The following is a 26,221-nucleotide window of genomic DNA, read 5'->3' on the forward strand; positions in this document are numbered from 1 at the left end:
GTAACCATTTCTCCCTCAATAAGGCGAAGCATAACCCGGTGCTGTCGGGTAGGCTGGCGCTTCGGAACCAACAGTGGCAGCGACAACCCCTGCGATAAGACCGGTTGCTGCAGCCATCAGAAGATACTGTCCGCCTGACTGCATCCAGTAGTAACCCGCAGGAGGAGCCCAGAGCCCCCGCCGTCTCCGCCAGTCACTGACCATCCAGCGCTGCTCACGCGGGCCGGAATAATAGTCGCCTCTCCGCCAATGTTTCATGTGGCCATAGCCATGACCCTTATCGTGATGGTCATGCCCTCCACGTGCCCAGGGAGGGTCTGCATAGGCAGCGGAATAGGTCATAAACAGGCTGACTGACAGGAGAACTGTCGTGAATCGTTTTGTCACAGGCACCTCCATATGAAACTCATCAACAAAGCACGGCCTTACGGCTTTTGTGTGAACAGAGGATTGGCGCCTTGATCTCCACGCAGCATCATACGGCCTAAAACCCCGTCTTTCAGAATAACCTGATGGAACGCTGCCGCCATACCATGGCCTGTTGCGATCGCGACAATCAACCATGCGTTCCAGTGATGGATGGTTTGAATCCAATAAAGTAGCAAAGCCGGGAAGCGGGTAAAAGGTGAGGGTATCAGGAGGCCAAAAAAACTCATGGCCTGTCCTGCTCCCCATCGCCAGAGGTAGCCGAGCACGATTTCAGCCAGAAGCAGCACGTAGAGCGTATATTCCACGCCCAGCGCAAAGAAACGGTCGAGCGGCCGCAGCAGGTCCGATAGATGCCGACCTTTCGTCAGGCGCCAGGCAATGCGGAACGCCATGATTGCCGTCAGCAGGATGCCCGCTGTCAGATGCGCAATGACCATCAGATGATGAACCGGTTTTGCAGGCCAGCCCCAGCTTTCGCCAAGAGCGAACTGAAACAGCACCAGAAAGACGGTTGCCCAGTGAAGGGCAATCGTCGGCCTGTCATAGCGCAGGGTATGCGTGATATCCGGCGCCACGTCAGGCATGCCTTTCTCCCAGATAACGGTGAAGAGACTGTAGTTCATATCACACCAAACCTGACGGGAACCTGAACAAACAGGAATGATAAATAATAAATTCCATTGAAAGTAACTCGCAATATTAGAATTAATTATTTGTTGTCATCTGGAAATTGAAGACCTATTCCTGAACACAATTTAGATTGCCAACGGATAATCTTATGTCGCGACTTCATCCTCTCTCTGAACGTCATGCTGTCGAGAAACTGGGCTGGCTGCGCGCCGCCGTCCTCGGCGCTAATGATGGAACACTCTCCACTGGAAGTCTGATTGTTGGTGTTGCCAGTTCTCACGCGACACACGGCAGTATCCTCATCGCAGGATTATCCGCGCTTGTGGCTGGCGCCCTCTCCATGGCAGCCGGGGAGTATGTTTCGGTCAGTTCCCAGCGGGATTCAGAACAGGCCGATATCGCCCGTGAAAAACAGGAACTGGCTACGGACTGGGACGGCGAAGTGACTGAGTTGGCAGGGATCTATCAGCAGCGTGGGCTGGATGCAGATCTCTCCCACACGGTGGCCGTCGCCCTCATGCAGCATGATGCCCTCGGCGCTCATGCCCGAGATGAACTGGGCCTTTCGGAAGCCACAGCGGCCAGACCCATCCAGGCGGCCTTCGCTTCGGCTTCTGCCTTTTCGTCAGGGGCGGTGCTGCCCGTTCTGGCGGCTGTTCTGGCTCCCATTTCGTGGGTGTCCTGGAGCGTCTCCCTGACGTCCGTCGTGGTTCTCGCCGTTCTGGGTATCGTTGGTGCAGTCGCCGGTGGCGCTCCCCCTCTGCGCCCTGCGCTGCGCGTGACGTTCTGGGGTATTGTGGCGATGATCATCACCGGCGGGATCGGACACCTGTTCGGCGTGTAACGCAGCAGCAGCTTTCAAAAGATACCCATCGATGGCAGGAACAGTGAATTCAATTCTCCTTTAAATTAATATGATTCATCATTAATAAATCCCAATAATAGACAATAACGATTGGCTATTTATTTGTTTAATCATACAATTATGGAATAAGATGTATTGTAAAATTATTAAATTTTTCCTCATTCCTATCGTAATTCAAGAGGGAAAATTACTATATTTCAATATATTTTTCTTCTTTCTCAGCTCTTAGAAAAGAAATTCATCAATTAAACGAAAACAACTCGACCGCACACTCTTAGAAAACTGGATCTTTGCACAATGATCGATGCCTGTAGGGTACTCATGGTCTTTCCCCGCTTCAACGCAAACTCATTCTGGAACTATCAAGAAACCTGCGATCTGACTAACGCACGCTATCCTGCTGCACCGCTTGGCCTTATTACAGTTGCAGCGCTGCTGCCTAAAAACTGGGAAATTCGGCTGGTAAACCGAAACACCGAACAGCTGGATGATGCAGATTTTGGCTGGGCCGATATTGTCATGACCGGCGGGATGCTGCCGCAACGCAACGATGCCCTGCATATTATCGAAATGTGTCGTGCCCTTGGTAAAGCGGTCGTGATTGGTGGTCCCGATGTTACGTCCAGCCCCCACCTTTACAGTGCAGCCAATTTTCAGGTTCTGGGCGAAGCCGAGGAAATCATGATTGATTTCATCACGGCATGGCGACGTGGTGACAGGCAAGGCATATTCAAAGCGGAGATGGGGAAAACGGATGTCACAAAAAGCCCTTTGCCGCGTTTTGATTTATTGAAGCTGGATCAGTATCTGCACGTTGGCGTTCAGTTTTCACGTGGGTGTCCGTTTAGTTGTGAGTTCTGTGATATTATCGAACTCTACGGTAGGGTGCCGCGCACCAAGACCAATGCACAGGTCATAGCAGAGCTTGATGCCCTGTACGCTCTTGGCTATCGTGGACATGTGGATTTTGTGGATGACAACCTGATAGGCAACAAGAAAGCACTCAAAAAATTTCTACCAGACCTCAAACATTGGCAGAGCAAAAAGAACTTTCCGTTCGAATTCTCAACAGAGGCTTCAATTAACCTCGCGGATGATCCCGATCTGCTGCGTAGCCTGTCTGAGACGAATTTCTTTGCCATATTCGTCGGTATCGAAAGTCCAGATACAGAGTCTCTCGTGCTCATGCAAAAAAAACAGAATACAAGGCGGAGCTTACAGCAGAGTATCGAGACAATCCACAAAGCAGGAATTTTTGTTAATGCTGGCTTTATCGTCGGGTTTGATAGCGAAAAAGGCAGTATTGCTAAAGGCATGATCGAATGTATCGAAGAGACATCGATCCCGGTCTGCATGGTGGGTCTGCTTTACGCCCTGCCCACAACGCAGTTGACACGACGCCTTTTTGCTGAAGGCCGTCTTTTTTCCGGCAGCGAACAGACCCAGTCGGGCGATCAGTGTACCGCTGGGCTTAATTTCGAAACAAAACGCCCACGGCGTGAAGTGCTGAATGATTACAGAACAGTGCTTGCCGCAATCTATGATCCGACTGCTTATTTCGGCCGGGTCCGCAGGCTTGGCCGAATGCTCAAGCGTGAACGCACGCACCGAATGATAAAAGGAGATCTGCGCAGTTTTATCCGGCTGCTTTTCCGCATTCACCGGGCAAGACCAGGAACGACGGGGCAGTTCTGGCGTATGATACTGGACTGCGCTTTGCATAACCCCAAAGCACTACCTTATGTAGTCATGACAAGTGCGCTTTACCTTCACCTCGATCCATTTTCACGTCAGGTCATTGCTGAAATTGACGGGGAAATAGCAAATATAGATCAAGGCCGGTGGAGCCCTCCACCTGTAATGCAACCCATTGAAGCCGAGTTTATGGCAATCTGACCTGTATTAAGATCTGGAAGCAATGCACACACATCGTTTGCCGGCATCCAGTTTATCCAGTGCCATTAAGACCATTTTTTCAACTGACGCACAGAAAGTTGCCGGTTTATCGCACGAGCATAAGATCAGAGGCCCGGGAAGTTAACTACCTTAACTGAGTAGGATTTCAGATCCGGATCCTTATCGCAGGAAGAGTGCACTGGGCAGTTTGTCTCTGTTCCTTGATGCCGACACATGGAGGGTTCTAAAAACCTTCTGGTTTTGAGGTCTTTTCTATGGTTCCATTTTTTCGGTTTTTATTGGAGGAATGGCGCTATGAAACAGCCGGGCTTTTTTGACGTTGAAGAGCGGCTTGCTCGGCTGAGCGGGCTTGGTGATCAGCTCGAAGCGTTTTCCCGGACTGTAGATTTCGAAATTTTTCGTGCTGACCTAGAGCGTGTCGTCAGTTAAGGGCTGAGCATGTGCCGTGAGGGTTGTACTTTCTGTCGCTCTGTGCTGACTGTTTTCTTGGCTTTGAAGGAGAACAACGGATGCGGCGATATGGCTTACGTGACGACCAGTGGGAGCGGATAAAAGACCCTCTTCCGGCCCGTTTCGGGGACTGGAAAAACGTGCACCGGCGACTGCGCCGCTGGTGTGAAACTGGTGTGATCGAGCGGATCTTTCGCCATCTCGCCGCAGATCATGACAATGAATACATGATGATCGACAGCACTATTGTCCGGGCGCATCAGCACAGCGCCGGAGCCCTCAAAAAGGGGTACGGATCAGGCCATCGGACGATCCCGGGGCGGATTGACTACAAAGATCCATGCCATCTGCGATGCCCTAGGCAATCCGGTGGAGATCGACATCACACCGGGACAGGATGCGGATATCAACCGGGCGGAACCGATGCTGAAAAACATCGATCCGGATGCCTTCCTTGCTGACAGGGCGTATGACGCAGACAGGTTGATCGACCGATTGACAGAGCGCGGGATTACTCCGGTCATCCCGCCAAAACGCAATAGAACAATGCCGCGGGAAACCGACTTCGCTCTTTACAGGGAACGTAATCTTGTCGAGCGGTTCTTCAATAAACTTAAACAGTTCCGCGCCATCGTAGGTTCTTCCGCACTTTTCGTGATGGGTATCTTGTACTTAGGTTCCGGAACTGGGAAATCCAGAAAGTCGTTCACTTTCATGGATATTCCCCAGTGTCACGCCTTCGGTCTCTTGATCTTCCCCGTTCCCTCGTCGTTCGTCGTGTTGTTGCACTGGACAACAGAGTGGAGATCGAAGTCAGTCTGCGAAAGCGGAGTGCAGTGTGTCCGGACTGTCAGTGCCCGACACGAGGCATTCACAGTTTCTATCAGAGAAAACTCGCGGATCTTCCATGGCAGGGCCGTCCAGCCACGCTGATCGTTTCTGTGCCGCGCTTTTTCTGCCAGACGATGCTTTGTCCACGTCGGACGTTTGTCATGCCCCTTGAGGGGATAACCGTGCGTCATGGCAGACAGACCACACGTTGTTGATTTTCACTGAGAACTGATGGTGTGGACGGCTCGCAGCGGTCCTGAGAGGATACTGAAGAGCTGACTGTCCAGTGGAGGAAACCATTATGTCCCAGTTGATCCGTATTGGCATGGATACGTCGAAAAAAGTGTTCCAGCTTCATGGCGTGGATGCCGATGAGCGGGTTGTTCTGAGCCGGAAACTGAGCCGACATCAGATGATCCGGTTTTTCGCGAACCTTCCGCCCACAGTAATTGGCATTGAAGCCTGTGGAGCCTCCCATCACTGGGCCAGAACCCTTGGTGCACTCGGCCACGAAGTGCGGCTGATGGCGCCACAGCTTGTCAAACCCTACGTCAGACGCAGCAAGAATGATGCGGCAGATGCCGAGGCCCTCTGTGAGGCGATGAGCCGGCCGACCATGCGTTTTGTACCTGTCAAAACCGTTGGGCAGCAGGCAGCCCTCATGCTTGTCGGCATGCGGGAGCGGCTCATTGGCAGGCGGACCCAGCTGGCCAATTCCATTCGGGGCTATGCCGCAGAATTTGGAGTGACCGCCCCTGCGGGTCTCTCCCGTGTGGCCCCGTTCCTTCAGCAGATTGCGTCTGAAGAAACGCTGCCACCTCTCGCACGTGATCTGTTTGCGCAGATGGCAGAAGAGTATGAAGTTCTGATGGAACAGATCAGGGAGCTCGATAAAAAACTGGCCACATGGCATCGAAGTCAGGAGGTGAGCCGCAGGCTGTCCGGAATTCCGGGCATCGGTCCTCTGGCTGCGGCTCTTCTGCTCATGAAGGCCCCGGATCCGCATCTGTTCCGCTCAGGGCGGGATTTCGCGGCGTGGATAGGCCTCACTCCTCGTGATCATTCCTCAGGCGGCAAGGTCAGGCATGGCGGGATCACCAGGGCTGGAGACAGCCGCCTGAGAAGCACGCTGGTGGTTGGCGCGACCACCGTGCTCCGACATGTCAGGCAGAACGGACAGAGCCGTCTCGCCACGCCGTGGCTTCTCAGTCTTCTGAGCAGAAAGAAGCCGAAACCCGCTGCTGTGGCTCTGGCCAACAGGATGGCACGCATTGCATGGAAGCTGATGACCAGTGGCGAGACATATCGCAAACCGGTGGATGCTGTTGCGCTGGCAGCGGCAGCCGCCTGCTGACGAGATTGGCCAACACGATGCACGGAAAAAGAACGTGATCGTGTGAGCCGATACCGCAGTCCTGCAAAGAGGAGATGGGGAGATCGTTCGATCTGAATGGAAGACACTCCGCAAGAGCCCGTGGTTTTCAAAAACCGCAGAACTGAATGGAACTTCCATCGCAGAAACCATCTTGGCCAGCAGTCTGAACACTGCAAAAACAGGCCGGACATATGGGTGCAAACGACACGGTCACACCGCTATTTTCCCCCTTGCAAGACAGAGCCGTCCACATATGGGTTCTTCCGCACTTTTCGTGATGGGTATCTTGTACTGAGGTTCCGGAACTGGGAAATCCAGAAAGTCGTTCACTTTCATGGATATTCCCCAGTGTCACGCCTTCGGTCTCTTGATCTTCCCCGTTCCCTCGTCGTTCGTCGTGTTGTTGCACTGGACAACAGAGTGGAGATCGAAGTCAGTCTGCGAAAGCGGAGTGCAGTGTGTCCGGACTGTCAGTGCCCGACACGACGCATTCACAGTTTCTATCAGAGAAAACTCGCGGATCTTCCATGGCAGGGCCGTCCAGCCACGCTGATCGTTTCTGTGCCGCGCTTTTTCTGCCAGACGATGCTTTGTCCACGTCGGACGTTTGTCATGCCCCTTGAGGGGATAACCGTGCGTCATGGCAGACAGACCACACGTCTTGCCGATCTTCATTATTATATCGCCCATACCCTGGGCGGTTCCGCTGGAGCACGAATGACCGTGCGCCTGTGTTGCCCCATCAGCGCCGATACTCTTGTCCGCCGTCTTCTCTCACGTGCGCAGAACACCACAAAAGGCATGGCCCGTACACGTGTGGTGGGGGTGGATGACTGGGCATGGCGGCGGGGACATCACTATGGAACGATTGTGGTTGATCTTGAGAAAAATGATGTCATTGACCTCCTGCCAGATCGGGACGCTGATACCCTTGCCCGATGGCTGCAGGTCCATCCCGGTATTGAAATCATTGCCAGAGACCGTGCCGGTGCTTATGCAGACGGATGCCGCAGAGGCGCACCATCCGCACTTCAGGTGACAGACCGCTGGCATCTGCTGAAGAACCTGTCAGACGCTTTTGTCAGCATTCTGGACCGTTTTACGACAACAGTGAGGACCCTGACACGACAGCTGAACGTATCAACGGCAGTAAGCAAAATATCTGAAACAATCAGAGCGCATCCAGAAGAGGCGCAGGCGGTCGTCAGGTCAGCCTCTGGGGAACGACGTGATATTCTTTTCAAGGAAGCTCTTGCCCTGAAAGCAGCGGGACACAGCATTCAGGCTATCGCCACAACGATCGGGGTAGAGAGAAAAACCGTGCGGCGCTGGTTTCAGCGGGGCCATGCACCACCATGGAAAAGGACGGTTCCGCTACGCAGCATACTCGTGCCTTACGCAGCCCACCTGGAAAAGAGATGGTCCGAAGGATGTCGCAATAGTCGTCAGCTATGGCGGGAACTCCTGGAGCAGGGCTTTGCAGGACAATATGGCACCGTCTGGAAATGGGTGGCGACGCGACAGGGATATTCCGCGAAATCCGCTCCTTCCACGCATGTCGCTCCACCTCTGGGACGCAGACTTGCGCGGCTTCTCCTTGCAGATGACCCGCTATCTGCCGGACAGGAGGGACTTCTGGTTCCTGCCCTTCTGGAAGCCGAACCGCAACTGGCCGTCACGCTCTGCTGGCTCAGGAAAATGCAGACCCTGCTCTGTAAAAGGGGTGACACCTGCACGGAAGGCAATCTGAAGGCTCTGCTGAAAGAAGGAAAGACGACGCTACTGTCACGTCTGATTCCCGCGCTTGAACGGGATGCGGCTGCCATTGAAGCGTCTCTTGTCTCACCATGGACAACCAGCCCGGTTGAAGGACAGATCAGCCGACTGAAAATGATCAAGCGAACCATGTTCGGAAGAGCAGGATTCGAACTCCTCAGGGCGCGTGTCCTTCAGCCCGCATAATCAAAAAACATCATCACGAAAAGTGCGGAAGAACCCATATGTGGACGGCTCTGTCTTGCAAGGGGGAAAATAGCGGTGTGACCGTGTCGTTTGCACCCATATGTCCGGCCTGTTTTTGCAGTGTTCAGACTGCTGGCCAAGATGGTTTCTGCGATGGAAGTTCCATTCAGTTCTGCGGTTTTTGAAAACCACGGGCTCTTGCGGAGTGTCTTCCATTCAGATCGAACGATCTCCCCATCTCCTCTTTGCAGGACTGCGGTATCGGCTCACACGATCACGTTCTTTTTCCGTGCATCGTGTTGGCCAATCTCGTCAGCAGGCGGCTGCCGCTGCCAGCGCAACAGCATCCACCGGTTTGCGATATGTCTCGCCACTGGTCATCAGCTTCCATGCAATGCGTGCCATCCTGTTGGCCAGAGCCACAGCAGCGGGTTTCGGCTTCTTTCTGCTCAGAAGACTGAGAAGCCACGGCGTGGCGAGACGGCTCTGTCCGTTCTGCCTGACATGTCGGAGCACGGTGGTCGCGCCAACCACCAGCGTGCTTCTCAGGCGGCTGTCTCCAGCCCTGGTGATCCCGCCATGCCTGACCTTGCCGCCTGAGGAATGATCACGAGGAGTGAGGCCTATCCACGCCGCGAAATCCCGCCCTGAGCGGAACAGATGCGGATCCGGGGCCTTCATGAGCAGAAGAGCCGCAGCCAGAGGACCGATGCCCGGAATTCCGGACAGCCTGCGGCTCACCTCCTGACTTCGATGCCATGTGGCCAGTTTTTTATCGAGCTCCCTGATCTGTTCCATCAGAACTTCATACTCTTCTGCCATCTGCGCAAACAGATCACGTGCGAGAGGTGGCAGCGTTTCTTCAGACGCAATCTGCTGAAGGAACGGGGCCACACGGGAGAGACCCGCAGGGGCGGTCACTCCAAATTCTGCGGCATAGCCCCGAATGGAATTGGCCAGCTGGGTCCGCCTGCCAATGAGCCGCTCCCGCATGCCGACAAGCATGAGGGCTGCCTGCTGCCCAACGGTTTTGACAGGTACAAAACGCATGGTCGGCCGGCTCATCGCCTCACAGAGGGCCTCGGCATCTGCCGCATCATTCTTGCTGCGTCTGACGTAGGGTTTGACAAGCTGTGGCGCCATCAGCCGCACTTCGTGGCCGAGTGCACCAAGGGTTCTGGCCCAGTGATGGGAGGCTCCACAGGCTTCAATGCCAATTACTGTGGGCGGAAGGTTCGCGAAAAACCGGATCATCTGATGTCGGCTCAGTTTCCGGCTCAGAACAACCCGCTCATCGGCATCCACGCCATGAAGCTGGAACACTTTTTTCGACGTATCCATGCCAATACGGATCAACTGGGACATAATGGTTTCCTCCACTGGACAGTCAGCTCTTCAGTATCCTCTCAGGACCGCTGCGAGCCGTCCACACCATCAGTTCTCAGTGAAAATCAACAACCATACCGGCCAGTGGCTTCTGAAAGGCCACATCAACAGGCCTTACAGAAGACCGCACACGATCACACGTCAATATGGGTCAGAAAACTCTTGCATAACGGACGGTAACCACAGAAGAAATCCGCGTCGACTGTGAAGTCGAGAAAAGTGGCCTTATCCATCAACTGGAGGCGGTCATAGGCTCCATCGGCAAACAGGTGCTTCACCCAAGGCCAGCGTTTACGAATGGCATCAAGGATCATCTGTCCTCCTGCACTGTCCGAAATATCGGCTGTTGTCAGCTGAACCAGGAGAAGGCGGCCATCCGTATCAACTGCGATGTGACGTTTCCGACCGACGATCTTCTTGCCTGCGTCATAACCACGTGTCTTTGCGTGGGGTGCCTTGATACTCTGGCTATCAATGACACCACCCGATGGACTGGTTTCGCGTCCTGCCGCTTCACGATCGAGCATCAGACAGACATCATGAATGGTCTGGAACAGGAAACGGCGCATCAGCCTGCGGAACCACCAGTAAACCGTTTGCCATGGGCCAAAATGAACCGGAAGCATCTCCCAACCGCAGCCTGAGCGCACGAGATAGCGCAGAGCATTGATGATCTCACGGAAATCGGTTGTCCGTTTCCGACCACGCCGGTTCGCAGGGGGCATCAGAGGCGCTATGCGCTCCCATTCCTCATCTGTCAGATCAGACGGATAGCGTTTCGTCTTGCGTGTAATTCCGGCCATGCGGCCTCGTTGTGCTGGCGTCCACATCCTGCCTTTGAATCACGCTCAAAACCTCTTGAAAACCTATCATAGCGAATTTCCAAAAGGGCTCTAAGAAGAAAGAACATTCAGGTATCAGACAATAAATAAAAAACGCCTGACTATAATATATTTTTTAATATAGATGAATTGTATCACCCCACCCGGCGCATTAAATTAATTTTCAGGATATCATCCGTTATCTTTTGAAAATTTAAATCAGTTTGGATTAGTTTTTATGCGTTTAAAAGCTCTTTTTGCAGCATCTGCTGTATTGCTCACCAGTTTTTCTGTGGCACAGGCAGGCACCGTGCACACCACGTGGGAAAAGTTCAAAGCTGGCCATGCCATGCATCGCCTTTCCGTTGATGGCCAGAAAGCTATGATGGACGTGTTTCAGGCGCGTGATTTGTTGGCTCAGGGCAAAACCGATGCCGCCATTCCGCCGCTGTATGATGCGCAAAAGCGCTTCAAGGCTGCCAGTGCAGATAACAAGAAGTTCTTTGCGGCAGAAAGCCAGCTTCAGCCAGCCCCGCAGCATCCGGTTTCTGCAAACCATACGCCAGTTGCCAACCCCACAACATGGGTGCCAGTTGGCGGTGAATTTATTGTAAGCGAAACACTGGCCCCAGAAAAACAGGCAGCACTGGCTAACGCCAACAAGCAGTTCCAGGCTGGGCAGACCCAGCAGGCACAGCAGAGCCTGCAGGTTGTGGGTGAAGATGCAGACTTCATTCTGGCCCTTGCGCCGCTGGAACAGAGCGAAGGTGCCCTGTACCGCGCAAAAGTGTTTACAGAAGGCCGCCAGCCTCAGCAGGCTGTAGAAGCGCTTAATCAGCTTCTGGATGGCATTGTTTTTGTTTCTGACGATGTGGTGGAAAAAGTAGCTCCTTCCACACCGGCTAAAAAAGCCAACTAAAACAACACACTGTGTTGCAAGGCAGGGGTGGGGAGCAAAAAAGTTCTCCACCCCTGCCTTTTTATGTTGCGTTTATTGAGAATAGTTCTTATTATCAAAATTGTCGCGGCGATGAAGGCGTTTCTGCTGGTGGGGCAAGGGGCATCGTCGCGACAACTCTTGGTTCGTCTTGATTTATCCCGTTCAATCCCCGGTTCCTATCTGGAATGTTTTTGCATCCCCGGTCATTCCAGATAGGTCTTTTAAGTTCCCCTTGCCCCACCAGACTATCTTCTTCCTTATAAAATATCAGGGTTTTTCAGGTAGCGCCCGATAGGGCACAACGCCCCTGGCATCACTTCCCGTATCCAGCATCCGGCCCGAAACAGGCAAAGATCTGTGGCTGCAATTATCCCGCACACAGGCGCGGCAGCCGGGGCCAATGGGCACAACCAATCTGTGGTCATTCAGGTTTAAACCATCTGCATAAACCGTTTTTGCGGCATCGCTTATGGTGCAGCCCAGCACAATGGCAATCTGCCGTGGGCGGTCTGTATAGGTAACACCCTCATGCCCAACTGTGCGGGCAACGTTGAGGTAAATGGAATCATCCGTAGTTTGAGAAAGCTGCACCTGCACCTGCCCCGGTGTGGCAAAAGCCCGAAAGATGTTCCACAACGGGCAGGGGCCACCAAAACGTGCCTGAGAAAAACGATTGGCAGAAAAACTTTTAAGAATATTGCCCGCAATATCCAATTTGAGAAAATAAAAGGGAATGCCCTCCATACCGGGGCGCTGCAACGTGCTTAATCTGTGGCTTATCTGTTCAAAACTGGTGCCAAAATGGCGGCGTAGGCGCTCGATATCATAGCGCATGGTCTGTGCTGCATGCAGGAAGCGCGTATAGGGCAACAGCAAGGCCCCGGCAAAGTAGTTACCCAAATAAACGCGGCCGAGTTCCAGCGCATTTTTCTCTTTGGGGCCTTCACGCCGTAAAATGCTGCTTATCAGGCGGGTATGGTCTCGTTGGCCAATAATCTGCGCCAGATAGAACAGCGTGCTTTCTGGTGGTTGGTCTGGGGGTAAAAGAATGGTGCGGCGGTGCCGGTCTATTCGCCATACCAACCCGCCTTCTTCCAGCGCCGGGTCTTGTTGCGTGTGCAAGCCATGCTGATCAAGCAGATAGGTTTTTAAGGCTTCGGCCAAGCCGTTTTGAAGGTTAAGGTTTTCATAAAACTTTTCGGCAGCACAATCGAGTTCATGAAAATAGTTGCGGTGTTGCTGCACCCAGTCTCCTACCGTTTCATACGGCTCCAGCGGAGGAGAGGGAGAAAGAGTATCGCTTTCACGCTCCTGCTCAAATTTATAGGCGCGGTAAAGGGTTAAAAATGCAGCGCATAAATCCGGGTTGGCATGTACGGCATCTGCCATTTTGGCCAAAGGTAAGGATGCATTTTTTAATACAGGGTCTGCCATGGTTTCGCGCATGGCCTGCACGGTATGGGCTTCTTTGGTGTTGCTGAACCATGCGGGGGTTAGATTAAAGCGTTCACACAGCTTTTGTAACAGATGGTGCGGAACAGGCCGGTGGTTACGTTCTAACTGGTTAAGATAACTTGGTGATATGTCAAGCATGTCTGCCAAGTTGGCTTGGGTCAGGGTTTCGCGTTGGCGCAACTGCCGCAAGCGCGGGCCAGCAAAAAGCTTGGTTCTGGTTTGTGGCATGGTACGAACTTCGCAAACTTCGCAAACGGGAACATTCCCTTCGCATCTTTTTACTCTTATCTCTCTGCCGCTCAAAACAACACTCTGCAACACTCCCCTCACGATCAAATTCCGATCATGAGGTTAAAGCAATGCAGTATCATGATGTGCGTGTTCATCCAGAAAGCGACCGTCTGCCACGGCCCGAACAGCTTGCGTGGAAAATTGCGCAAGTGGCGGCAGATCCGGTGCCGGTGGAGGCCGCAGTTACGGATATGATTATCAACCGGCTTATAGATAACGCATCTGTGGCCATGGCATCTGTAAACCGTCATTCCGTCATGAGCGCACGGGCCGAGGCTCTGGCGCATCGGCGGGAAGGTGGTGCCACGGTGTTTGGCATGGGGCCAAATGTGCGTGTGCATGCAGAATGGGCCGCATGGGCCAATGGCACAGCCGTGCGTGAGCTGGATTTTCACGATACATTTTTAGCAGCAGAATATTCTCATCCGGGGGATAATATTCCCGGCATTCTGGCTGTTGCCCAGCAGTGCCGCCGCAGCGGTGCAGATTTAATCCGTGGTGCCGCCACGGGGTATGAAATTCAGATAGATCTTGCCCGTGCCATTTGTTTGCACAAACACAAGATAGATCATGTGGCGCATCTTGGCCCATCTGTGGCTGCGGGTATTGGCACGCTCATGCGCCTGCCGCCAGCGGTTATCTATCAGGCCATTGGGCACGCCTTGCATGTCACCACCGCCACGCGCCAGAGCCGCAAGGGCGAGATTTCATCATGGAAAGCCTATGCCCCCGCCCATGCCAGCAAAATGGCGGTAGAGGCCGTTGACCGCGCCATGATGGGCGAAACATCTCCAACCCCGATTTATGAAGGGGAAGATGGTGTTATTGCCTGGATGCTGGATGGTAAAAATGCGCATTACCGTGTGCCATTACCAGAAATGGGTGAGCCAAAACGTGCCATTCTGTCCTCCTTCACCAAGGAGCATTCGGCAGAATATCAAAGTCAGGCGCTTATTGATCTTGCCTTTCGTATGGGGCAGAAAATCAAAAACTGGGATGATGTTGAAGATGTGCTGATAGAAACCAGCCATCACACGCATTACGTTATTGGCACGGGCTCGAATGATCCGCAAAAGTTTGATCCGCAAGCCTCGCGGGAAACGCTGGATCATTCCATCATGTATATTGTGGCCGTGGCTTTGCAGGATGGTAGCTGGCACCATGTGCATTCCTACGCGCCGGAACGCGCCCGCAGGCCAGATACCGTGCGGCTCTGGCGCAAGATCCACACAATAGAAAAACCCGAGTGGACACAACGCTACCATGAAACAGACCCGGATAAAAAAGCCTTTGGTGGCCGTATTGTTATCCGCATGAAAGATGGCTCGGTTATTGCGGATGAGCTGGCTGTTGCCAATGCCCATACACTAGGGGCTACACCGTGGCAGCGTGCTGATTATATCCGTAAGTTCCAAACACTTTCAGAAGGCATTGTGCCGCATCAGGAAGCCGAAAGGTTTTTGGATATTGTGCAAAACCTGCCCAATCTGAAAGCCGGAGAACTGCATATGTTGGAAATTGCCATTCCCGAGCGTGATATTCGCCAGAACACTGCGGAAGGTATTTTCAATTTCGGGCAGGCCAAGCCCGCTGCGATTACGGCTGCTACCTCTACAGCTCTGGCTTCCTAAACAGGCGATAACGCACAGGAAGGAATGGAAAAATGACAACGCATCTGCACAGAAAACCAAAAAAATCTGTTGCGCTGTCAGGCGCGGTTGCGGGCAACACGGCGCTCAGCACTGTGGGGCAGAGCGGGAATGATCTGCATTATCGTGGGTACGATATCAAAGATCTTGCGCGCGCCAGCACGTTTGAGGAGGTCGCACACCTTCTTATCCACGGTTATCTGCCCAATAGTGCAGAGCTGGAAGCCTACAGGCGGCATCTGGCCAGCATGCGGGATATTCCTGCCATTGTGCGTGCCGCCGTGGAACGTCTGCCAGCCGCTACACACCCTATGGATGTTTTGCGCACGGCGGTTTCCGTTCTGGGCTGTGCACTGCCAGAACGGAGCGATTGCCCCACCGCAGGTGCGCGGGATATTGCGGATAGGCTTGTGGCCTCGTTAGGCTCCATGTTGCTGTATTGGTATCATTTTTCCAACCACGGTCGGCGGATAGATACCAATACGGATGATGAAAGCGTAGGCGGCCACTTTTTGCATCTTCTGCATGGCAAAGCACCACCGGAGGATTGGGTGCAGGCCATGCACACATCCCTTATTCTGTATGCCGAGCATGAATTCAACGCTTCCACATTTACCGCCAGAGTGGTGGCTGGCACGGGTTCGGATATGTATTCTGCCGTAACAGCCGCCATAGGTGCCCTACGTGGCCCCAAGCATGGCGGTGCCAATGAGGTGGCGCTGGATATTCAGCAACGCTATCGCACAGCGGATGAGGCCGAGGAGGATATTCTCAGGCGCTTGGAAAACCGTGAAGTTATCATCGGTTTTGGGCACCCGGTTTATACCATAGCAGACCCGCGTAACGAGATTATCAAGGAAACAGCACGCAACCTTTCACGCCGGAATGGCAACATGCGGCTGTATCATGTGGCTGAGCGGATTGAACGGATTATGGATGAACAGAAAAAGATGTTCCCTAACCTGGATTGGTTTAGCGCGGTTTCCTACAACGCCATGGGTATCCCCACGGCCATGTTTACACCCATTTTTGTAATTGCCCGCGTAACAGGGTGGTGCGCCCACATTATGGAACAGCGGCAGGATGGAAAAATCATTCGCCCGTCTGCCAATTATGTGGGGCCGGATAATCGGCCTTTTGTGCCCCTGCGTGAACGCGATGGCCTGGAGCATGCAGCATGACATATCTGGTAGGCAAGGATCTGCCGCAAACACCAGCCGGGCAGCGGTTTCGCGCTTTGCTGAACAAACCGGGCATTATGCAAATTCCCGGCGCGCATAATGGGCAGGCGGCATTGCAGGCCAAGGATAACGGATTTCAGGCTCTTTATCTTTCAGGTGCGGCCATGTCTGCCAGCATGGGGCTGCCTGATCTGGGTATTATCACTATTGAGGATGCGTGTTTCTTTATCCGCCAGATTGCACGGGCCTCCGGCCTGCCGCTTTTGGTAGATGGTGATACCGGGTATGGCGAAGTTCTGAATGTCATGAACATGGTCAGGGCTTTTGAAGATGCCGGTGCTGCTGCCGTGCATATTGAGGACCAGATCCTGCCCAAAAAATGCGGGCACCTGAATAACAAAAAGCTCGCCACCCCGCAGGAGATGGCGCAAAAGGTGGCCGCAGCAGCCAAGGCTCGGCGTGATATGGTAATTATTGCCCGCACAGATGCCGCCAGCTCAGAAGGACTGGATGGTGCAGTAGCCCGCGCCCGTTTGTATTACGAGGCCGGAGCAGATGCCATTTTTCCCGAAGCACTGATTTCTGAAGATATGTTCAGGGAGTTTGTGCGCCGTATGCCGGATGTGCCCTTGCTTGCTAACATGACGGAATTTGGCCGTTCTCCTTATTTCACGGCATCTCAGTTTGAAGATATGGGGTACCGTATGGTCATCTGGCCTGTCAGTTCCCTGCGGGCAGCCAATAAGGCGCAGGAGGATTTGTACAAAACCATTGCACGCACAGGCGGTACGCAGGACATGCTGCCCCGTATGCAAACGCGAGAGGAACTGTACAAAACAATCCGGTATTATGATTATGAGTCATTGGACGCAGGCATTGTGGCCACGGTTCTGCCGCACATCGGTCAGGCCGATCGCAACGCCGCCTGAACATTCTCTTTCTATCCCGAACAACAAACAACAAAAAAGTAAGGGAGACGGAACAATGTCGGAAAACATCACTATCCTGCCTACACAGTATGCAGATTACCCGGCCCTGATGCCACCTGCGGAACTGGCCGCCATGCAGCGCTATGCACGTCGAGACCCGGATGGTTTCTGGCTGCAACAGGCCAAGCGCGTGCATTGGCACCGCAAGCCCAGGCGAGGCTTTACGGGCAGCTTTACGGGTGATGTGTCCATAAGCTGGTTTGAAGATGGCCTTATCAATGCATCTGTGTGCTGTATTGATAAGCATCTGACAGACAAGGCCGATCAGGTTGCCCTTATCAGCCATCGTGAAGGCCGGGCCGAGGCAGAAAAAATTACATATGCCATGCTAGCTGTCAGGTTGTGAGACGTCATTGGGATGATGTAGCGTGGGCGATACCGCGTTATGCTTCGTTGTTTTCTTCCGTTTGCAGGGAGACCGAATGATGCTTCAGATCCACCCACAGGCACGCACGACACCGGCTGTCCGGGCTGAGATAGCTCGTTCGTCAGAACCGACATCCGTGCTCGCCAGACGCTACGGGATCAGCGATGAAACAGTCCGCAAGTGGCGCAGGCGTGGTTCGGACGCCTGTCAGGACCGCAGCAGCCGTCCCTGGAGGCTGGCCTGGAAAGCCTCGGAGGAGGAGCGCGCCATTGTCTGTCAGCTTCGGCGTTCTACCGGTTTTGGTCTGGATGATCTGACCTTTGTCTTACGGCATTTCCTGCCGCATCTGAACCGGGACAATATCTGGCGGATACTGAAAGACGCCGGATTGAACAGGCTGCCTCCTGTTCCAAAGGCCGGACCAGTTCGGGGACAGGGAAAGTTCCGCGATTACGATCCCGGTTATGTCCATATCGATGTGAAACATCTGCCAAAATTACAGACAGCAGATGGGGACCGGCGGAAACGTTTTCTGTATGTCGCCATCGATCGCTGTTCCCGTTCAGTGCACCTGGCTGTTTATGACGCGGAAAATGCGGATAATTCCGTTGATTTCCTCAATGCCGTCAAATCGGCCTTTCCTTTCCGGATCACCCATATCCTGACCGATCGTGGCTCCTGCTTTACAGCGGACGCCTTCGAAAAAGCCTGTCATGACATGGGAATCGACCGACGCCGGACCAAGGCTTACTCCCCTCAGACCAATGGAATGGTGGAACGCTTCAATGGCCGTGTCGCTACAGAAGTACTGCAGGTCTGTGTCTCAAACCATGAAGATCTGGAAATTCTGCTCAGAGGCTTCTGTTTCGCCTACAATCATCGCCCGCAGCGTGTTCTGGGCGGCATCGCTCCCGCCCAATGCATCATCTCATGGCTTGAAAAACATCCCGCGTCACGTAATCAAGACTATATCAAACCGGCTGGTCGTGACATCATGAAACAGGTCGACAAAATCCTTGATTACGCCAATGACGTCTCACAACCTGACAGCTAGCACTACAGTTGCAGTTCGCTTTGTTCTCTAATTGTTCATGATTCCAATGCTTTCCGGACGGCTCGAATTTCAGGCAGTCTACGTCGAGATAGCCCCTGAATTCTTCATCTTTCCGGCCCAGAAAACGAATTGCAACTGTAGTGCTAGGCTCAGGACCTATTAATTTATTGAACTGAGCCTAGCTTGAGCAGTGTAACAGTGGATCTGGCGCCGAATGATAACAAGATCGAGATTACCGCAACTGTTACAACAACCGGCGCAACCGGGGTGGAAATGGAAGCGTTAACCGCCGTGTCTGCTGCTGCCCTTACACTTTATGATATGTGCAAAGCAGTTGACCGCGGCATGCAGATAGAAAATATAAAGCTCCTTCACAAAAGTGGAGGACGCTCAGGAGACTACAACGCTGCATAATGAATCACGCGAAACACCATGCGGTTTTACTGGGCCTTTAGGAAATACCTGAAGATCTGGAAACGGATGCCGCTGTTACGCACCATTTATTACGAACTGTTTACATATCGCAGAAGGTTCATCACGCATGGGAACGAACGCCAAACAGGTCGGTAAGGCAGGGAATAATGGTCCTTCCTTAACACGAGACCAGTTTCTTAAAGCCTACTATGACATGCTTCTGATCCGCCGCTTTGAAGAAAAAGCCGGGCAACTTTACGGCATGGGTCTGATTGGCGGTTTCTGCCACCTGTATATCGGGCAAGAAGCTGTGGTGGTTGGTATCCAGATGAGCCTGAAAGACGGCGATAAGCTGATTACATCTTACCGAGACCACGGCCAGATGCTGGTGGCCGGTATGACCCCTCGTGGCGTAATGGCAGAACTTACGGGCCGCTCTACCGGGTATTCCCACGGTAAGGGTGGCTCCATGCACATGTTCTCCCGCGAGAAAAACTTTTATGGCGGCCACGGCATTGTTGGCGCTCAGGTTTCTCTGGGTATCGGGCTGGCATTTGCCAACAAATACCGCGATACGGATGAAGTTTCCGTAGCTTATTTTGGTGATGGCGCAGCCAACCAGGGCCAGGTTTACGAAAGCTTCAACCTGGCTGCTCTGCTCAAGCTTCCCTGTATTTTTGTTATTGAAAACAACCGTTACGGCATGGGCACCGCTGTTGAACGGGCATCTGCCTCGCACGAACTCTACAAAAATGGTGAGCCATGGGGCATTCCCGGCAAGCGGGTGGATGGCATGGATGTTGCCGCCGTATATGCCGCAGCAGAAGAAGCCGTAAAGCATTGCCACGAAGGGAAGGGACCTTACCTGCTGGAGATGATGACATACCGCTATCGTGGCCATTCCATGTCTGACCCGGCAAAATACCGCACGCGAGATGAGGTGGATGAAGTCCGCAAAACGCGTGATCCCATTGAACACGTTAAACACATCCTGCTGGATTCTGGCGTGACAGAAGCAGAACTGAAAACCATGGAAACCGAGATCAAGGGCATCGTGAACGACTCTGCGGAATTTGCGCAGACCAGCCCGGAACCAGATCCGGCCGAACTTTATACGGATGTTGTTCTGGAGGCTTGAGCATAAACATGGCGACTGAAATTTTAATGCCCGCCCTTTCTCCTACCATGACAGAGGGCAAACTGGCCCGCTGGCTGAAAAAGGAAGGGGACGCCGTAAATAGCGGTGACGTTCTGGCCGAGATTGAAACCGACAAAGCCACAATGGAAGTAGAAGCCATTGAAGAAGGTATTCTAGGCCGTATTCTTACAGCAGAAGGCACAGAAGGCGTTGCCGTCAACACACCTATCGCCATTCTGGTGGAAGAAGGTGAGGCAGTGCCAGATAATCTCGACACGCCTAAAAGTGCAGCTTCCGCAGAAGCTCTACCCGTAGCACAGCCTGTCGCCTCTGCCCCTGTAAGCGCGCCGGTATCTGCCCCTGTTGAAGAAGAAAAAGACTGGGGTGAGACACAGGAAATCACTGTGCGTGAAGCGCTACGTGATGCATTGGCCGCCGAATTGCGGCGTGATACAGACGTGTTCCTGATGGGTGAAGAAGTTGCCCAATATCAGGGTGCTTACAAAATCTCCCAAGGCCTATTGCAGGAATTTGGCGAAAAGCGCGTAATTGACATGCCTATTGCTGAGCATGGCTTTACTGGCATGGCCGTGGGTGCTGCCCTTACTGGCCTCAAGCCCGTGGTGGAGTTCATGACCATGAACTTCTCCATGCAGGCTATTGACCACATCATCAATTCCGCAGCCAAAACGCTGTATATGTCTGGCGGTCAGATGGGGTGCCCCATTGTGTTCCGCGGGCCAAACGGTCCGGCATCTCGCGTGGGTGCACAGCATTCTCAGTGCTACGGTAGCTGGTACGCCCATGTTCCGGGCCTGAAAGTGGTTGTGCCTTGGTCTTCCGCAGATGCCAAAGGTCTGTTGCGCGCTGCTATCCGAGACCCCAACCCCGTTGTAGTGCTGGAAAACGAAATTCTTTACGGGCGCAAATTCCCTTGCCCGATTGATGAAGACTTCATTGTGCCCATCGGCAAGGCCAAGATCGAACGTGCTGGTTCGGATGTTACAATTGTTGCGTTCTCCATTGCTGTCACTACGGCGCTGGATGCTGCTGCTGAGCTGGCCAAACAGGGTATTGAGGCAGAAGTTATCAACCTGCGCAGCCTGCGCCCGCTAGATACAGATACAATTGTAGAAAGCGTAAAGAAAACCAGCCGCTTGGTTACAGTAGAAGAAGGCTGGCCGTTTGCAGGCATTGGCGCAGAAGTTGCCATGCAGGTAATCGAACATGCGTTTGATTGGCTGGATGCCCCACCGGCCCGTGTAACGGGTGTGGATGTGCCCATGCCGTTTGCCGCCAATCTGGAAAAACTGGCCCTGCCACAGCCTGAAGATGTGGTTAAAGCCGCACTTGGCCTGATGTGAGGGAATGACAGATGGCGACTGAAATTTTAATGCCCGCCCTTTCTCCTACCATGACAGAGGGCAAACTGGCCCGCTGGCTGAAAAAGGAAGGGGACACCGTAAACAGCGGTGACGTTCTGGCCGAGATTGAAACCGACAAAGCCACAATGGAAGTAGAAGCCATTGAGGAAGGTATTCTGGGCCGCATCCTTGTTCAGGAAGGCGCAGAAGGTGTTGCGGTCAACACACCTATCGCCATTCTGGTGGAAGAAGGTGAGGCAGTGCCAGATAACATCGACACGCCTAAAAACGCGGCGTCTGCTGAGCCAGCCCCTGTGCCGCAACCTGTTGCTTCTGCACCAGTAGCAGCACAGGCCGCACCTGCACAGCGGGCAGATAAGCCTGTTGGCCGGGTTGTGGCATCTCCACTGGCGCGGCGTATTGCACGCCAGAAGAGTATTGATCTGGCAGCCATTCAAGGCACAGGCCCCAATGGCCGCATTGTTAAACGGGATGTGGAAGCCGCTCTTAACAAAGCCCCAAGTGCAGGGCAGGTGGCTTCTGCCTTGCCCGCATCTGGTGGCAGCAGTGCGGTGCCGCACACCACTATGCGTAAGGTTATTGCGCGCCGCCTGAGTGAATCCAAAGCCACCATTCCGCACTTCTATGTCTCCATAGATGTAGAACTGGATGCACTTCTTGCTTTGCGTGCGCAGCTTAATGCCATGTCTCCAGCAGAAGGGGCTGATGCCTTCAAGCTGTCTGTAAACGATATGCTCATTAAGGCTTCTGCCGTTGCCCTTAAGCAGGTGCCGGAAGTAAACGCGTCTTACACTGAAGAGGCCATGATCCTGCACGAAGATGCAGATATCTCGGTTGCGGTTTCTCTGGATGATGGGCTGATCACGCCTATCGTCAAACAGGCAGACCGCAAAAGCCTGAAAGACATCAGTCAGGAAGCCAAGGATCTGATTGCCCGCGCCCGCGCTGGCAAACTGAAGCCGGAAGAATTCCAGGGCGGTACGTTCTCCATCTCCAACATGGGGATGTACGGCGTGAAAGACTTTGCCGCCATTGTTAACCCGCCGCAGGCTGCCATTCTGGCTATTGCAGCAGGTAAAAAACAGGCTGTGGTAAAAGGGAATGAGCTGGCTATTGCTACAGTCATGACCGTTACACTCTCGGTTGATCACCGTGTGGTGGATGGTGCGGCGGCTGCGCGTTGGCTTTCTGCTTTCCGCACAGCGGTTGAATCTCCGCTTTCACTCGTTCTCTAACCGCACGGCTTTCTGAGGATCAGGCATATTATGAGCCAGACTGATTTTGATATCATCGTTATTGGCGGTGGGCCGGGCGGTTATGTAGCGGCACTTCGGGCAGCACAACTCAAGCTTTCCGTTGCAGTGGTGGAAGCCAACCATCTTGGGGGCATCTGCCTGAACTGGGGTTGTATTCCCACCAAGGCTTTGCTGCGTGCTTCCGAGATCAACCATCTGCTGCATGATCTGGGCACATACGGCTTTAAAGCTGATGGCGTAAGCTTTGATTTTAAAGCAATTGTTGCACGCTCCCGTGCTGTTTCCAAACAGCTTGCATCTGGTGTGCAGCACCTACTGAAAAAAGCCAAAGTTCCTGTTTTTAAAGGATTTGGCAAGCTGGACGGCGTTGCTGCCGGTGGCAAGCGCAAGGTGCTGGTGCAGCCAGAAAGTGGCGCACCACAAACCCTTACCGCCAAGCACGTTATTCTGGCCACAGGTGCGCGGGCGCGTGCATTGCCGGGGCTGGAAGCAGACGGCAAACTTGTCTGGTCTTACCGGGAAGCCTTGGTGCCAGATGAACTCCCCAAACGGCTGCTTGTTATTGGGTCTGGCGCTATTGGCACGGAATTTGCCTCTTTCTATCGCAACATGGGGTCTGAAGTTACGCTGGTGGAAGTTGCGCCGCGTATTCTGCCCGTGGAAGACGAAGAAATCAGCGCCTTGGCCCGCAAGGAATTTGAAAAACAGGGCATGCGCGTTCTCACCAGCGCCAAGGTTGGGGCGCTGAAAAAGGGTAAGAACGATGTCACTGTGCCAGTGGAAGTAGGCGGCAAAACGGAAACCATTACCGTAGACCGCGTTATTTCTGCCGTGGGCATTGTCGGCAATGTTGAAAATATCGGGCTGGAAGGCACCAAGATCAAAGTAGACCGCACGCATGTGGTCACGGATGATCTGTGCCGCACGGGTGAACCCGGTGTTTACGCTATTGGTGACCTAGCAGGAGCCCCGTGGCTTGCACACAAAGCCAGCCATGAAGCTGTTATGTGTGTTGAAGCCATTGCTGGCAAAACCGTGCATCCTATTGATGTTACAAAAATTCCGGGCTGCACGTACTGTCGGCCTCAGGTGGCTTCTGTTGGGTATACAGAAGCTCGTGCCAAGGAAGCTGGTTACAAGGTGCGCGTGGGCAAATTCCCGCTTATGGCTAACGGTAAAGCACTTGCCATGGGTGAGCCTGAAGGCATGGTGAAAACCGTATTTGATGCCCAGACAGGCGAACTGCTGGGCGCGCATATGATTGGTGCGGAAGTTACGGAAATGATCCAGGGCTTTGTGATTGCCCGCACAGCAGAGCTGACTGAAGCCGAGCTGATGGAAACCATTTTCCCTCATCCCACCATTTCTGAATCCATGCACGAAGCCGTTCTGGCCGCTTATGGCGGGGCGCTTCACTTCTAGCTGTCAGGTTGTGAGACGTCATTGGGATGATGTAGCGTGGGCGATACCGCGTTATGCTTCGTTGTTTTCTTCCGTTTGCAGGGAGACCGAATGATGCTTCAGATCCACCCACAGGCACGCACGACACCGGCTGTCCGGGCTGAGATAGCTCGTTCGTCAGAACCGACATCCGTGCTCGCCAGACGCTACGGGATCAGCGATGAAACAGTCCGCAAGTGGCGCAGGCGTGGTTCGGACGCCTGTCAGGACCGCAGCAGCCGTCCCTGGAGGCTGGCCTGGAAAGCCTCGGAGGAGGAGCGCGCCATTGTCTGTCAGCTTCGGCGTTCTACCGGTTTTGGTCTGGATGATCTGACCTTTGTCTTACGGCATTTCCTGCCGCATCTGAACCGGGACAATATCTGGCGGATACTGAAAGACGCCGGATTGAACAGGCTGCCTCCTGTTCCAAAGGCCGGACCAGTTCGGGGACAGGGAAAGTTCCGCGATTACGATCCCGGTTATGTCCATATCGATGTGAAACATCTGCCAAAATTACAGACAGCAGATGGGGACCGGCGGAAACGTTTTCTGTATGTCGCCATCGATCGCTGTTCCCGTTCAGTGCACCTGGCTGTTTATGACGCGGAAAATGCGGATAATTCCGTTGATTTCCTCAATGCCGTCAAATCGGCCTTTCCTTTCCGGATCACCCATATCCTGACCGATCGTGGCTCCTGCTTTACAGCGGACGCCTTCGAAAAAGCCTGTCATGACATGGGAATCGACCGACGCCGGACCAAGGCTTACTCCCCTCAGACCAATGGAATGGTGGAACGCTTCAATGGCCGTGTCGCTACAGAAGTACTGCAGGTCTGTGTCTCAAACCATGAAGATCTGGAAATTCTGCTCAGAGGCTTCTGTTTCGCCTACAATCATCGCCCGCAGCGTGTTCTGGGCGGCATCGCTCCCGCCCAATGCATCATCTCATGGCTTGAAAAACATCCCGCGTCACGTAATCAAGACTATATCAAACCGGCTGGTCGTGACATCATGAAACAGGTCGACAAAATCCTTGATTACGCCAATGACGTCTCACAACCTGACAGGTAACGCTCCCAAGAGAGGGAGGATGAGAAAATACCGGTTAAAGCGCCGCTTGGGGTTTTCCGAGTAACAGATTTCAGGCGGATTTTTCTAAAATAAATATAATATTTTCAAATGATTATATTGATTGCGTGCGATGGAAATATTTTTCTCATGATCAGGGAGGTAAAGTTCCAGAAAACATGGGCTTATGAGGTGCAGGGGCTTGTTCGCGGTTCTTCCAAGGTGGGGATTGCAATCTAAAACACGCCGATCGACTGCCTATTTTGATCGATAAAAGCGATTGATTGGGTGGGGTGAGGAAAGAAAGATGTCACTCCTGCGTGAAAGAGCCATAATTTTATAAAATGCTGTCGCAAGAGTTGCATTATCCCAGTAGCAGAAGGGAACATGCTGCATTCTGGATAAGCAGAAAAGAAGGATTGTTTTCAGTGGATGGTGGCGAGCAGAGTTACTGGGTACATGACGATAACCTTGCTGTCCGTGTTGTGGCGATGCGACGGGATACCAATGCGGCCGGAGATGTCTTTGGTGGATGGGTTGCTGCGCATATGGATCTGGCTGCCAGCACAACGGCTGAAGACAGGGCTGGGCGGAAATGTGCCACGGTTGCGATAGACGGGCTGGTATTTCATCGCCCCATGGCGGTGGGGGATGAATTGAACGTTTATACCCGTATTCTCAAGGTTGGCCGTACATCCATGACAATTGAGGTTGAGGCAATTCGCAGAATACGGCGCACCGCCATCCGGCAGAAAGTCACGCAGGGAAAATTCATTTTTGTAGCGTTGGATGATGACGGGAAACCGTGCGCTGTTGACAAATAAAACCCTACGTTTCTGCTCTTTTTTATAAGTCAGAACGCTTAGGCACGTTTTCTGCAACGCCGGAGAGGTTTTTTCGTGGGGCGAGACAGACTGCTCATAGTAAG

At 53.2% G+C, this 26,221-nt stretch carries 19 protein-coding genes and 6 pseudogenes; 20 read left to right on the top strand and 5 right to left on the bottom strand.

Features of this window, described 5'->3' with window-relative positions; all coding sequences use genetic code 11:
- Positions 1–15: 15 nt before the first annotated feature.
- Complete coding sequence (locus QWU00_RS08400; RefSeq protein WP_231551657.1) at positions 16–387, bottom strand: RcnB family protein; 372 nt, start codon at positions 385–387, stop codon at positions 16–18.
- A gap of 38 nt (positions 388–425) precedes the next feature.
- Positions 426–1,013, bottom strand: a complete 588-nt coding sequence (locus tag QWU00_RS08405; protein WP_035379741.1) for a cytochrome b — start codon at positions 1,011–1,013, stop codon at positions 426–428.
- A 194-nt stretch (positions 1,014–1,207) separates the two neighbouring features.
- Between QWU00_RS08405 and QWU00_RS08410 the strand changes: the two genes are divergently transcribed.
- The 7 genes and pseudogenes from QWU00_RS08410 (at position 1,208) to QWU00_RS08440 (ending at position 8,459) form a co-directional block, all read left to right on the top strand.
- Positions 1,208–1,903 carry a VIT1/CCC1 transporter family protein gene (locus QWU00_RS08410; RefSeq protein ID WP_035379708.1) on the top strand — a complete coding sequence of 232 codons (696 nt, stop codon included), beginning with the start codon at positions 1,208–1,210 and terminating at the stop codon, positions 1,901–1,903.
- A gap of 318 nt (positions 1,904–2,221) precedes the next feature.
- A complete protein-coding gene (locus tag QWU00_RS08415) occupies positions 2,222–3,820 on the top strand; it encodes a B12-binding domain-containing radical SAM protein (RefSeq protein WP_035379706.1) in 1,599 nt (532 codons plus the stop codon).
- A gap of 315 nt (positions 3,821–4,135) precedes the next feature.
- Positions 4,136–4,267: pseudogene (locus QWU00_RS08420) on the top strand (IS5/IS1182 family transposase); the annotation flags it as partial.
- 83 nt (positions 4,268–4,350) lie between these two features.
- Positions 4,351–4,924: pseudogene (locus QWU00_RS08425) on the top strand (IS5 family transposase); the annotation flags it as partial.
- A gap of 95 nt (positions 4,925–5,019) precedes the next feature.
- Positions 5,020–5,331 (top strand): annotated as a pseudogene (locus QWU00_RS08430) (transposase family protein); the annotation flags it as partial.
- A 92-nt stretch (positions 5,332–5,423) separates the two neighbouring features.
- Positions 5,424–6,476: an IS110 family RNA-guided transposase gene (locus QWU00_RS08435; RefSeq protein ID WP_035379099.1), complete on the top strand. Its 1,053-nt coding sequence runs from the start codon at positions 5,424–5,426 to the stop codon at positions 6,474–6,476.
- 369 nt (positions 6,477–6,845) lie between these two features.
- Positions 6,846–8,459 (top strand): ISL3 family transposase, encoded by a 1,614-nt coding sequence (locus QWU00_RS08440; protein ID WP_035379103.1) that lies wholly within the window; start codon positions 6,846–6,848, stop codon positions 8,457–8,459.
- Positions 8,460–8,771: 312 nt separating this feature from the next.
- On the opposite strand, the gene QWU00_RS08445 is transcribed toward QWU00_RS08440, so the two are convergent.
- Entirely contained in the window at positions 8,772–9,824 is a 1,053-nt protein-coding gene (locus tag QWU00_RS08445; RefSeq protein WP_035379099.1) for an IS110 family RNA-guided transposase, read from the bottom strand.
- A 218-nt stretch (positions 9,825–10,042) separates the two neighbouring features.
- A pseudogene (locus tag QWU00_RS08450) lies at positions 10,043–10,675 on the bottom strand (IS5-like element IS12528 family transposase); the annotation flags it as partial.
- A gap of 229 nt (positions 10,676–10,904) precedes the next feature.
- On the opposite strand from QWU00_RS08450, the gene QWU00_RS08455 reads away from it, so the two are divergent.
- Positions 10,905–11,585: a YfdX family protein gene (locus QWU00_RS08455; RefSeq protein ID WP_003625035.1), complete on the top strand. Its 681-nt coding sequence runs from the start codon at positions 10,905–10,907 to the stop codon at positions 11,583–11,585.
- Between the two features lie 288 nt (positions 11,586–11,873).
- On the opposite strand, the gene QWU00_RS08460 is transcribed toward QWU00_RS08455, so the two are convergent.
- On the bottom strand, positions 11,874–13,289 hold the full coding sequence (locus QWU00_RS08460; protein WP_035379081.1) for a helix-turn-helix domain-containing protein: 1,416 nt from the start codon (positions 13,287–13,289) through the stop codon (positions 11,874–11,876).
- A gap of 131 nt (positions 13,290–13,420) precedes the next feature.
- Between QWU00_RS08460 and QWU00_RS08465 the strand changes: the two genes are divergently transcribed.
- The 12 genes and pseudogenes from QWU00_RS08465 (at position 13,421) to QWU00_RS08520 (ending at position 26,117) form a co-directional block, all read left to right on the top strand.
- The gene (locus tag QWU00_RS08465) at positions 13,421–14,983 is read left to right on the top strand and encodes an MmgE/PrpD family protein (RefSeq protein ID WP_035379079.1); all 1,563 of its coding nucleotides are present in this window, start codon (positions 13,421–13,423) and stop codon (positions 14,981–14,983) included.
- 32 nt (positions 14,984–15,015) lie between these two features.
- The gene (gene prpC / locus QWU00_RS08470) at positions 15,016–16,182 is read left to right on the top strand and encodes a bifunctional 2-methylcitrate synthase/citrate synthase (protein WP_035379077.1); all 1,167 of its coding nucleotides are present in this window, start codon (positions 15,016–15,018) and stop codon (positions 16,180–16,182) included.
- The gene (gene prpB, locus QWU00_RS08475) at positions 16,179–17,111 is read left to right on the top strand and encodes a methylisocitrate lyase (protein WP_035379075.1); all 933 of its coding nucleotides are present in this window, start codon (positions 16,179–16,181) and stop codon (positions 17,109–17,111) included. Before prpC ends, prpB begins: the two co-directional genes overlap by 4 nt.
- A 55-nt stretch (positions 17,112–17,166) precedes the next feature.
- Positions 17,167–17,514: pseudogene (locus tag QWU00_RS08480) on the top strand (acetyl-coenzyme A synthetase N-terminal domain-containing protein); the annotation flags it as partial.
- Positions 17,515–17,596: 82 nt separating this feature from the next.
- Entirely contained in the window at positions 17,597–18,592 is a 996-nt protein-coding gene (locus QWU00_RS08485) for an IS481 family transposase (protein WP_304651054.1), read from the top strand.
- A 180-nt stretch (positions 18,593–18,772) separates the two neighbouring features.
- Positions 18,773–19,006, top strand: a pseudogene (locus QWU00_RS08490) (cyclic pyranopterin monophosphate synthase MoaC); the annotation flags it as partial.
- Between the two features lie 127 nt (positions 19,007–19,133).
- Positions 19,134–20,144: a pyruvate dehydrogenase (acetyl-transferring) E1 component subunit alpha gene (gene pdhA / locus QWU00_RS08495; protein ID WP_035381212.1), complete on the top strand. Its 1,011-nt coding sequence runs from the start codon at positions 19,134–19,136 to the stop codon at positions 20,142–20,144.
- A gap of 8 nt (positions 20,145–20,152) precedes the next feature.
- Positions 20,153–21,508 carry a pyruvate dehydrogenase complex E1 component subunit beta gene (locus tag QWU00_RS08500; protein ID WP_150395720.1) on the top strand — a complete coding sequence of 452 codons (1,356 nt, stop codon included), beginning with the start codon at positions 20,153–20,155 and terminating at the stop codon, positions 21,506–21,508.
- Between the two features lie 11 nt (positions 21,509–21,519).
- The gene (locus QWU00_RS08505) at positions 21,520–22,764 is read left to right on the top strand and encodes a pyruvate dehydrogenase complex dihydrolipoamide acetyltransferase (protein WP_150395719.1); all 1,245 of its coding nucleotides are present in this window, start codon (positions 21,520–21,522) and stop codon (positions 22,762–22,764) included.
- Between the two features lie 30 nt (positions 22,765–22,794).
- The gene (lpdA, locus tag QWU00_RS08510) at positions 22,795–24,207 is read left to right on the top strand and encodes a dihydrolipoyl dehydrogenase (RefSeq protein ID WP_004449163.1); all 1,413 of its coding nucleotides are present in this window, start codon (positions 22,795–22,797) and stop codon (positions 24,205–24,207) included.
- Positions 24,208–24,300: 93 nt separating this feature from the next.
- Positions 24,301–25,296 carry an IS481 family transposase gene (locus tag QWU00_RS08515; RefSeq protein ID WP_304651055.1) on the top strand — a complete coding sequence of 332 codons (996 nt, stop codon included), beginning with the start codon at positions 24,301–24,303 and terminating at the stop codon, positions 25,294–25,296.
- Between the two features lie 488 nt (positions 25,297–25,784).
- Complete coding sequence (locus QWU00_RS08520) at positions 25,785–26,117, top strand: acyl-CoA thioesterase (protein ID WP_045543692.1); 333 nt, start codon at positions 25,785–25,787, stop codon at positions 26,115–26,117.
- Positions 26,118–26,221 lie beyond the last annotated feature (104 nt).

Source organism: Acetobacter tropicalis, from assembly GCF_030644465.1.
GTDB classification, from domain to species: domain Bacteria; phylum Pseudomonadota; class Alphaproteobacteria; order Acetobacterales; family Acetobacteraceae; genus Acetobacter; species Acetobacter tropicalis.

Coding starts and splice junctions, on each gene's coding strand:
- QWU00_RS08405 (WP_035379741.1), bottom strand. CDS start 1,013: ATGCCTGACGTGGCGCCGGATATCACGCATACCCTGCGCTATGACAGG.
- QWU00_RS08410 (WP_035379708.1), top strand. CDS start 1,208: ATGTCGCGACTTCATCCTCTCTCTGAACGTCATGCTGTCGAGAAACTG.
- QWU00_RS08415 (WP_035379706.1), top strand. CDS start 2,222: ATGATCGATGCCTGTAGGGTACTCATGGTCTTTCCCCGCTTCAACGCA.
- QWU00_RS08435 (WP_035379099.1), top strand. CDS start 5,424: ATGTCCCAGTTGATCCGTATTGGCATGGATACGTCGAAAAAAGTGTTC.
- QWU00_RS08445 (WP_035379099.1), bottom strand. CDS start 9,824: ATGTCCCAGTTGATCCGTATTGGCATGGATACGTCGAAAAAAGTGTTC.
- QWU00_RS08455 (WP_003625035.1), top strand. CDS start 10,905: ATGCGTTTAAAAGCTCTTTTTGCAGCATCTGCTGTATTGCTCACCAGT.
- QWU00_RS08460 (WP_035379081.1), bottom strand. CDS start 13,289: ATGCCACAAACCAGAACCAAGCTTTTTGCTGGCCCGCGCTTGCGGCAG.
- QWU00_RS08465 (WP_035379079.1), top strand. CDS start 13,421: ATGCAGTATCATGATGTGCGTGTTCATCCAGAAAGCGACCGTCTGCCA.
- prpC (WP_035379077.1), top strand. CDS start 15,016: ATGACAACGCATCTGCACAGAAAACCAAAAAAATCTGTTGCGCTGTCA.
- prpB (WP_035379075.1), top strand. CDS start 16,179: ATGACATATCTGGTAGGCAAGGATCTGCCGCAAACACCAGCCGGGCAG.
- QWU00_RS08485 (WP_304651054.1), top strand. CDS start 17,597: ATGCTTCAGATCCACCCACAGGCACGCACGACACCGGCTGTCCGGGCT.
- pdhA (WP_035381212.1), top strand. CDS start 19,134: ATGGGAACGAACGCCAAACAGGTCGGTAAGGCAGGGAATAATGGTCCT.
- QWU00_RS08500 (WP_150395720.1), top strand. CDS start 20,153: ATGGCGACTGAAATTTTAATGCCCGCCCTTTCTCCTACCATGACAGAG.
- QWU00_RS08505 (WP_150395719.1), top strand. CDS start 21,520: ATGGCGACTGAAATTTTAATGCCCGCCCTTTCTCCTACCATGACAGAG.
- lpdA (WP_004449163.1), top strand. CDS start 22,795: ATGAGCCAGACTGATTTTGATATCATCGTTATTGGCGGTGGGCCGGGC.
- QWU00_RS08515 (WP_304651055.1), top strand. CDS start 24,301: ATGCTTCAGATCCACCCACAGGCACGCACGACACCGGCTGTCCGGGCT.
- QWU00_RS08520 (WP_045543692.1), top strand. CDS start 25,785: ATGCGACGGGATACCAATGCGGCCGGAGATGTCTTTGGTGGATGGGTT.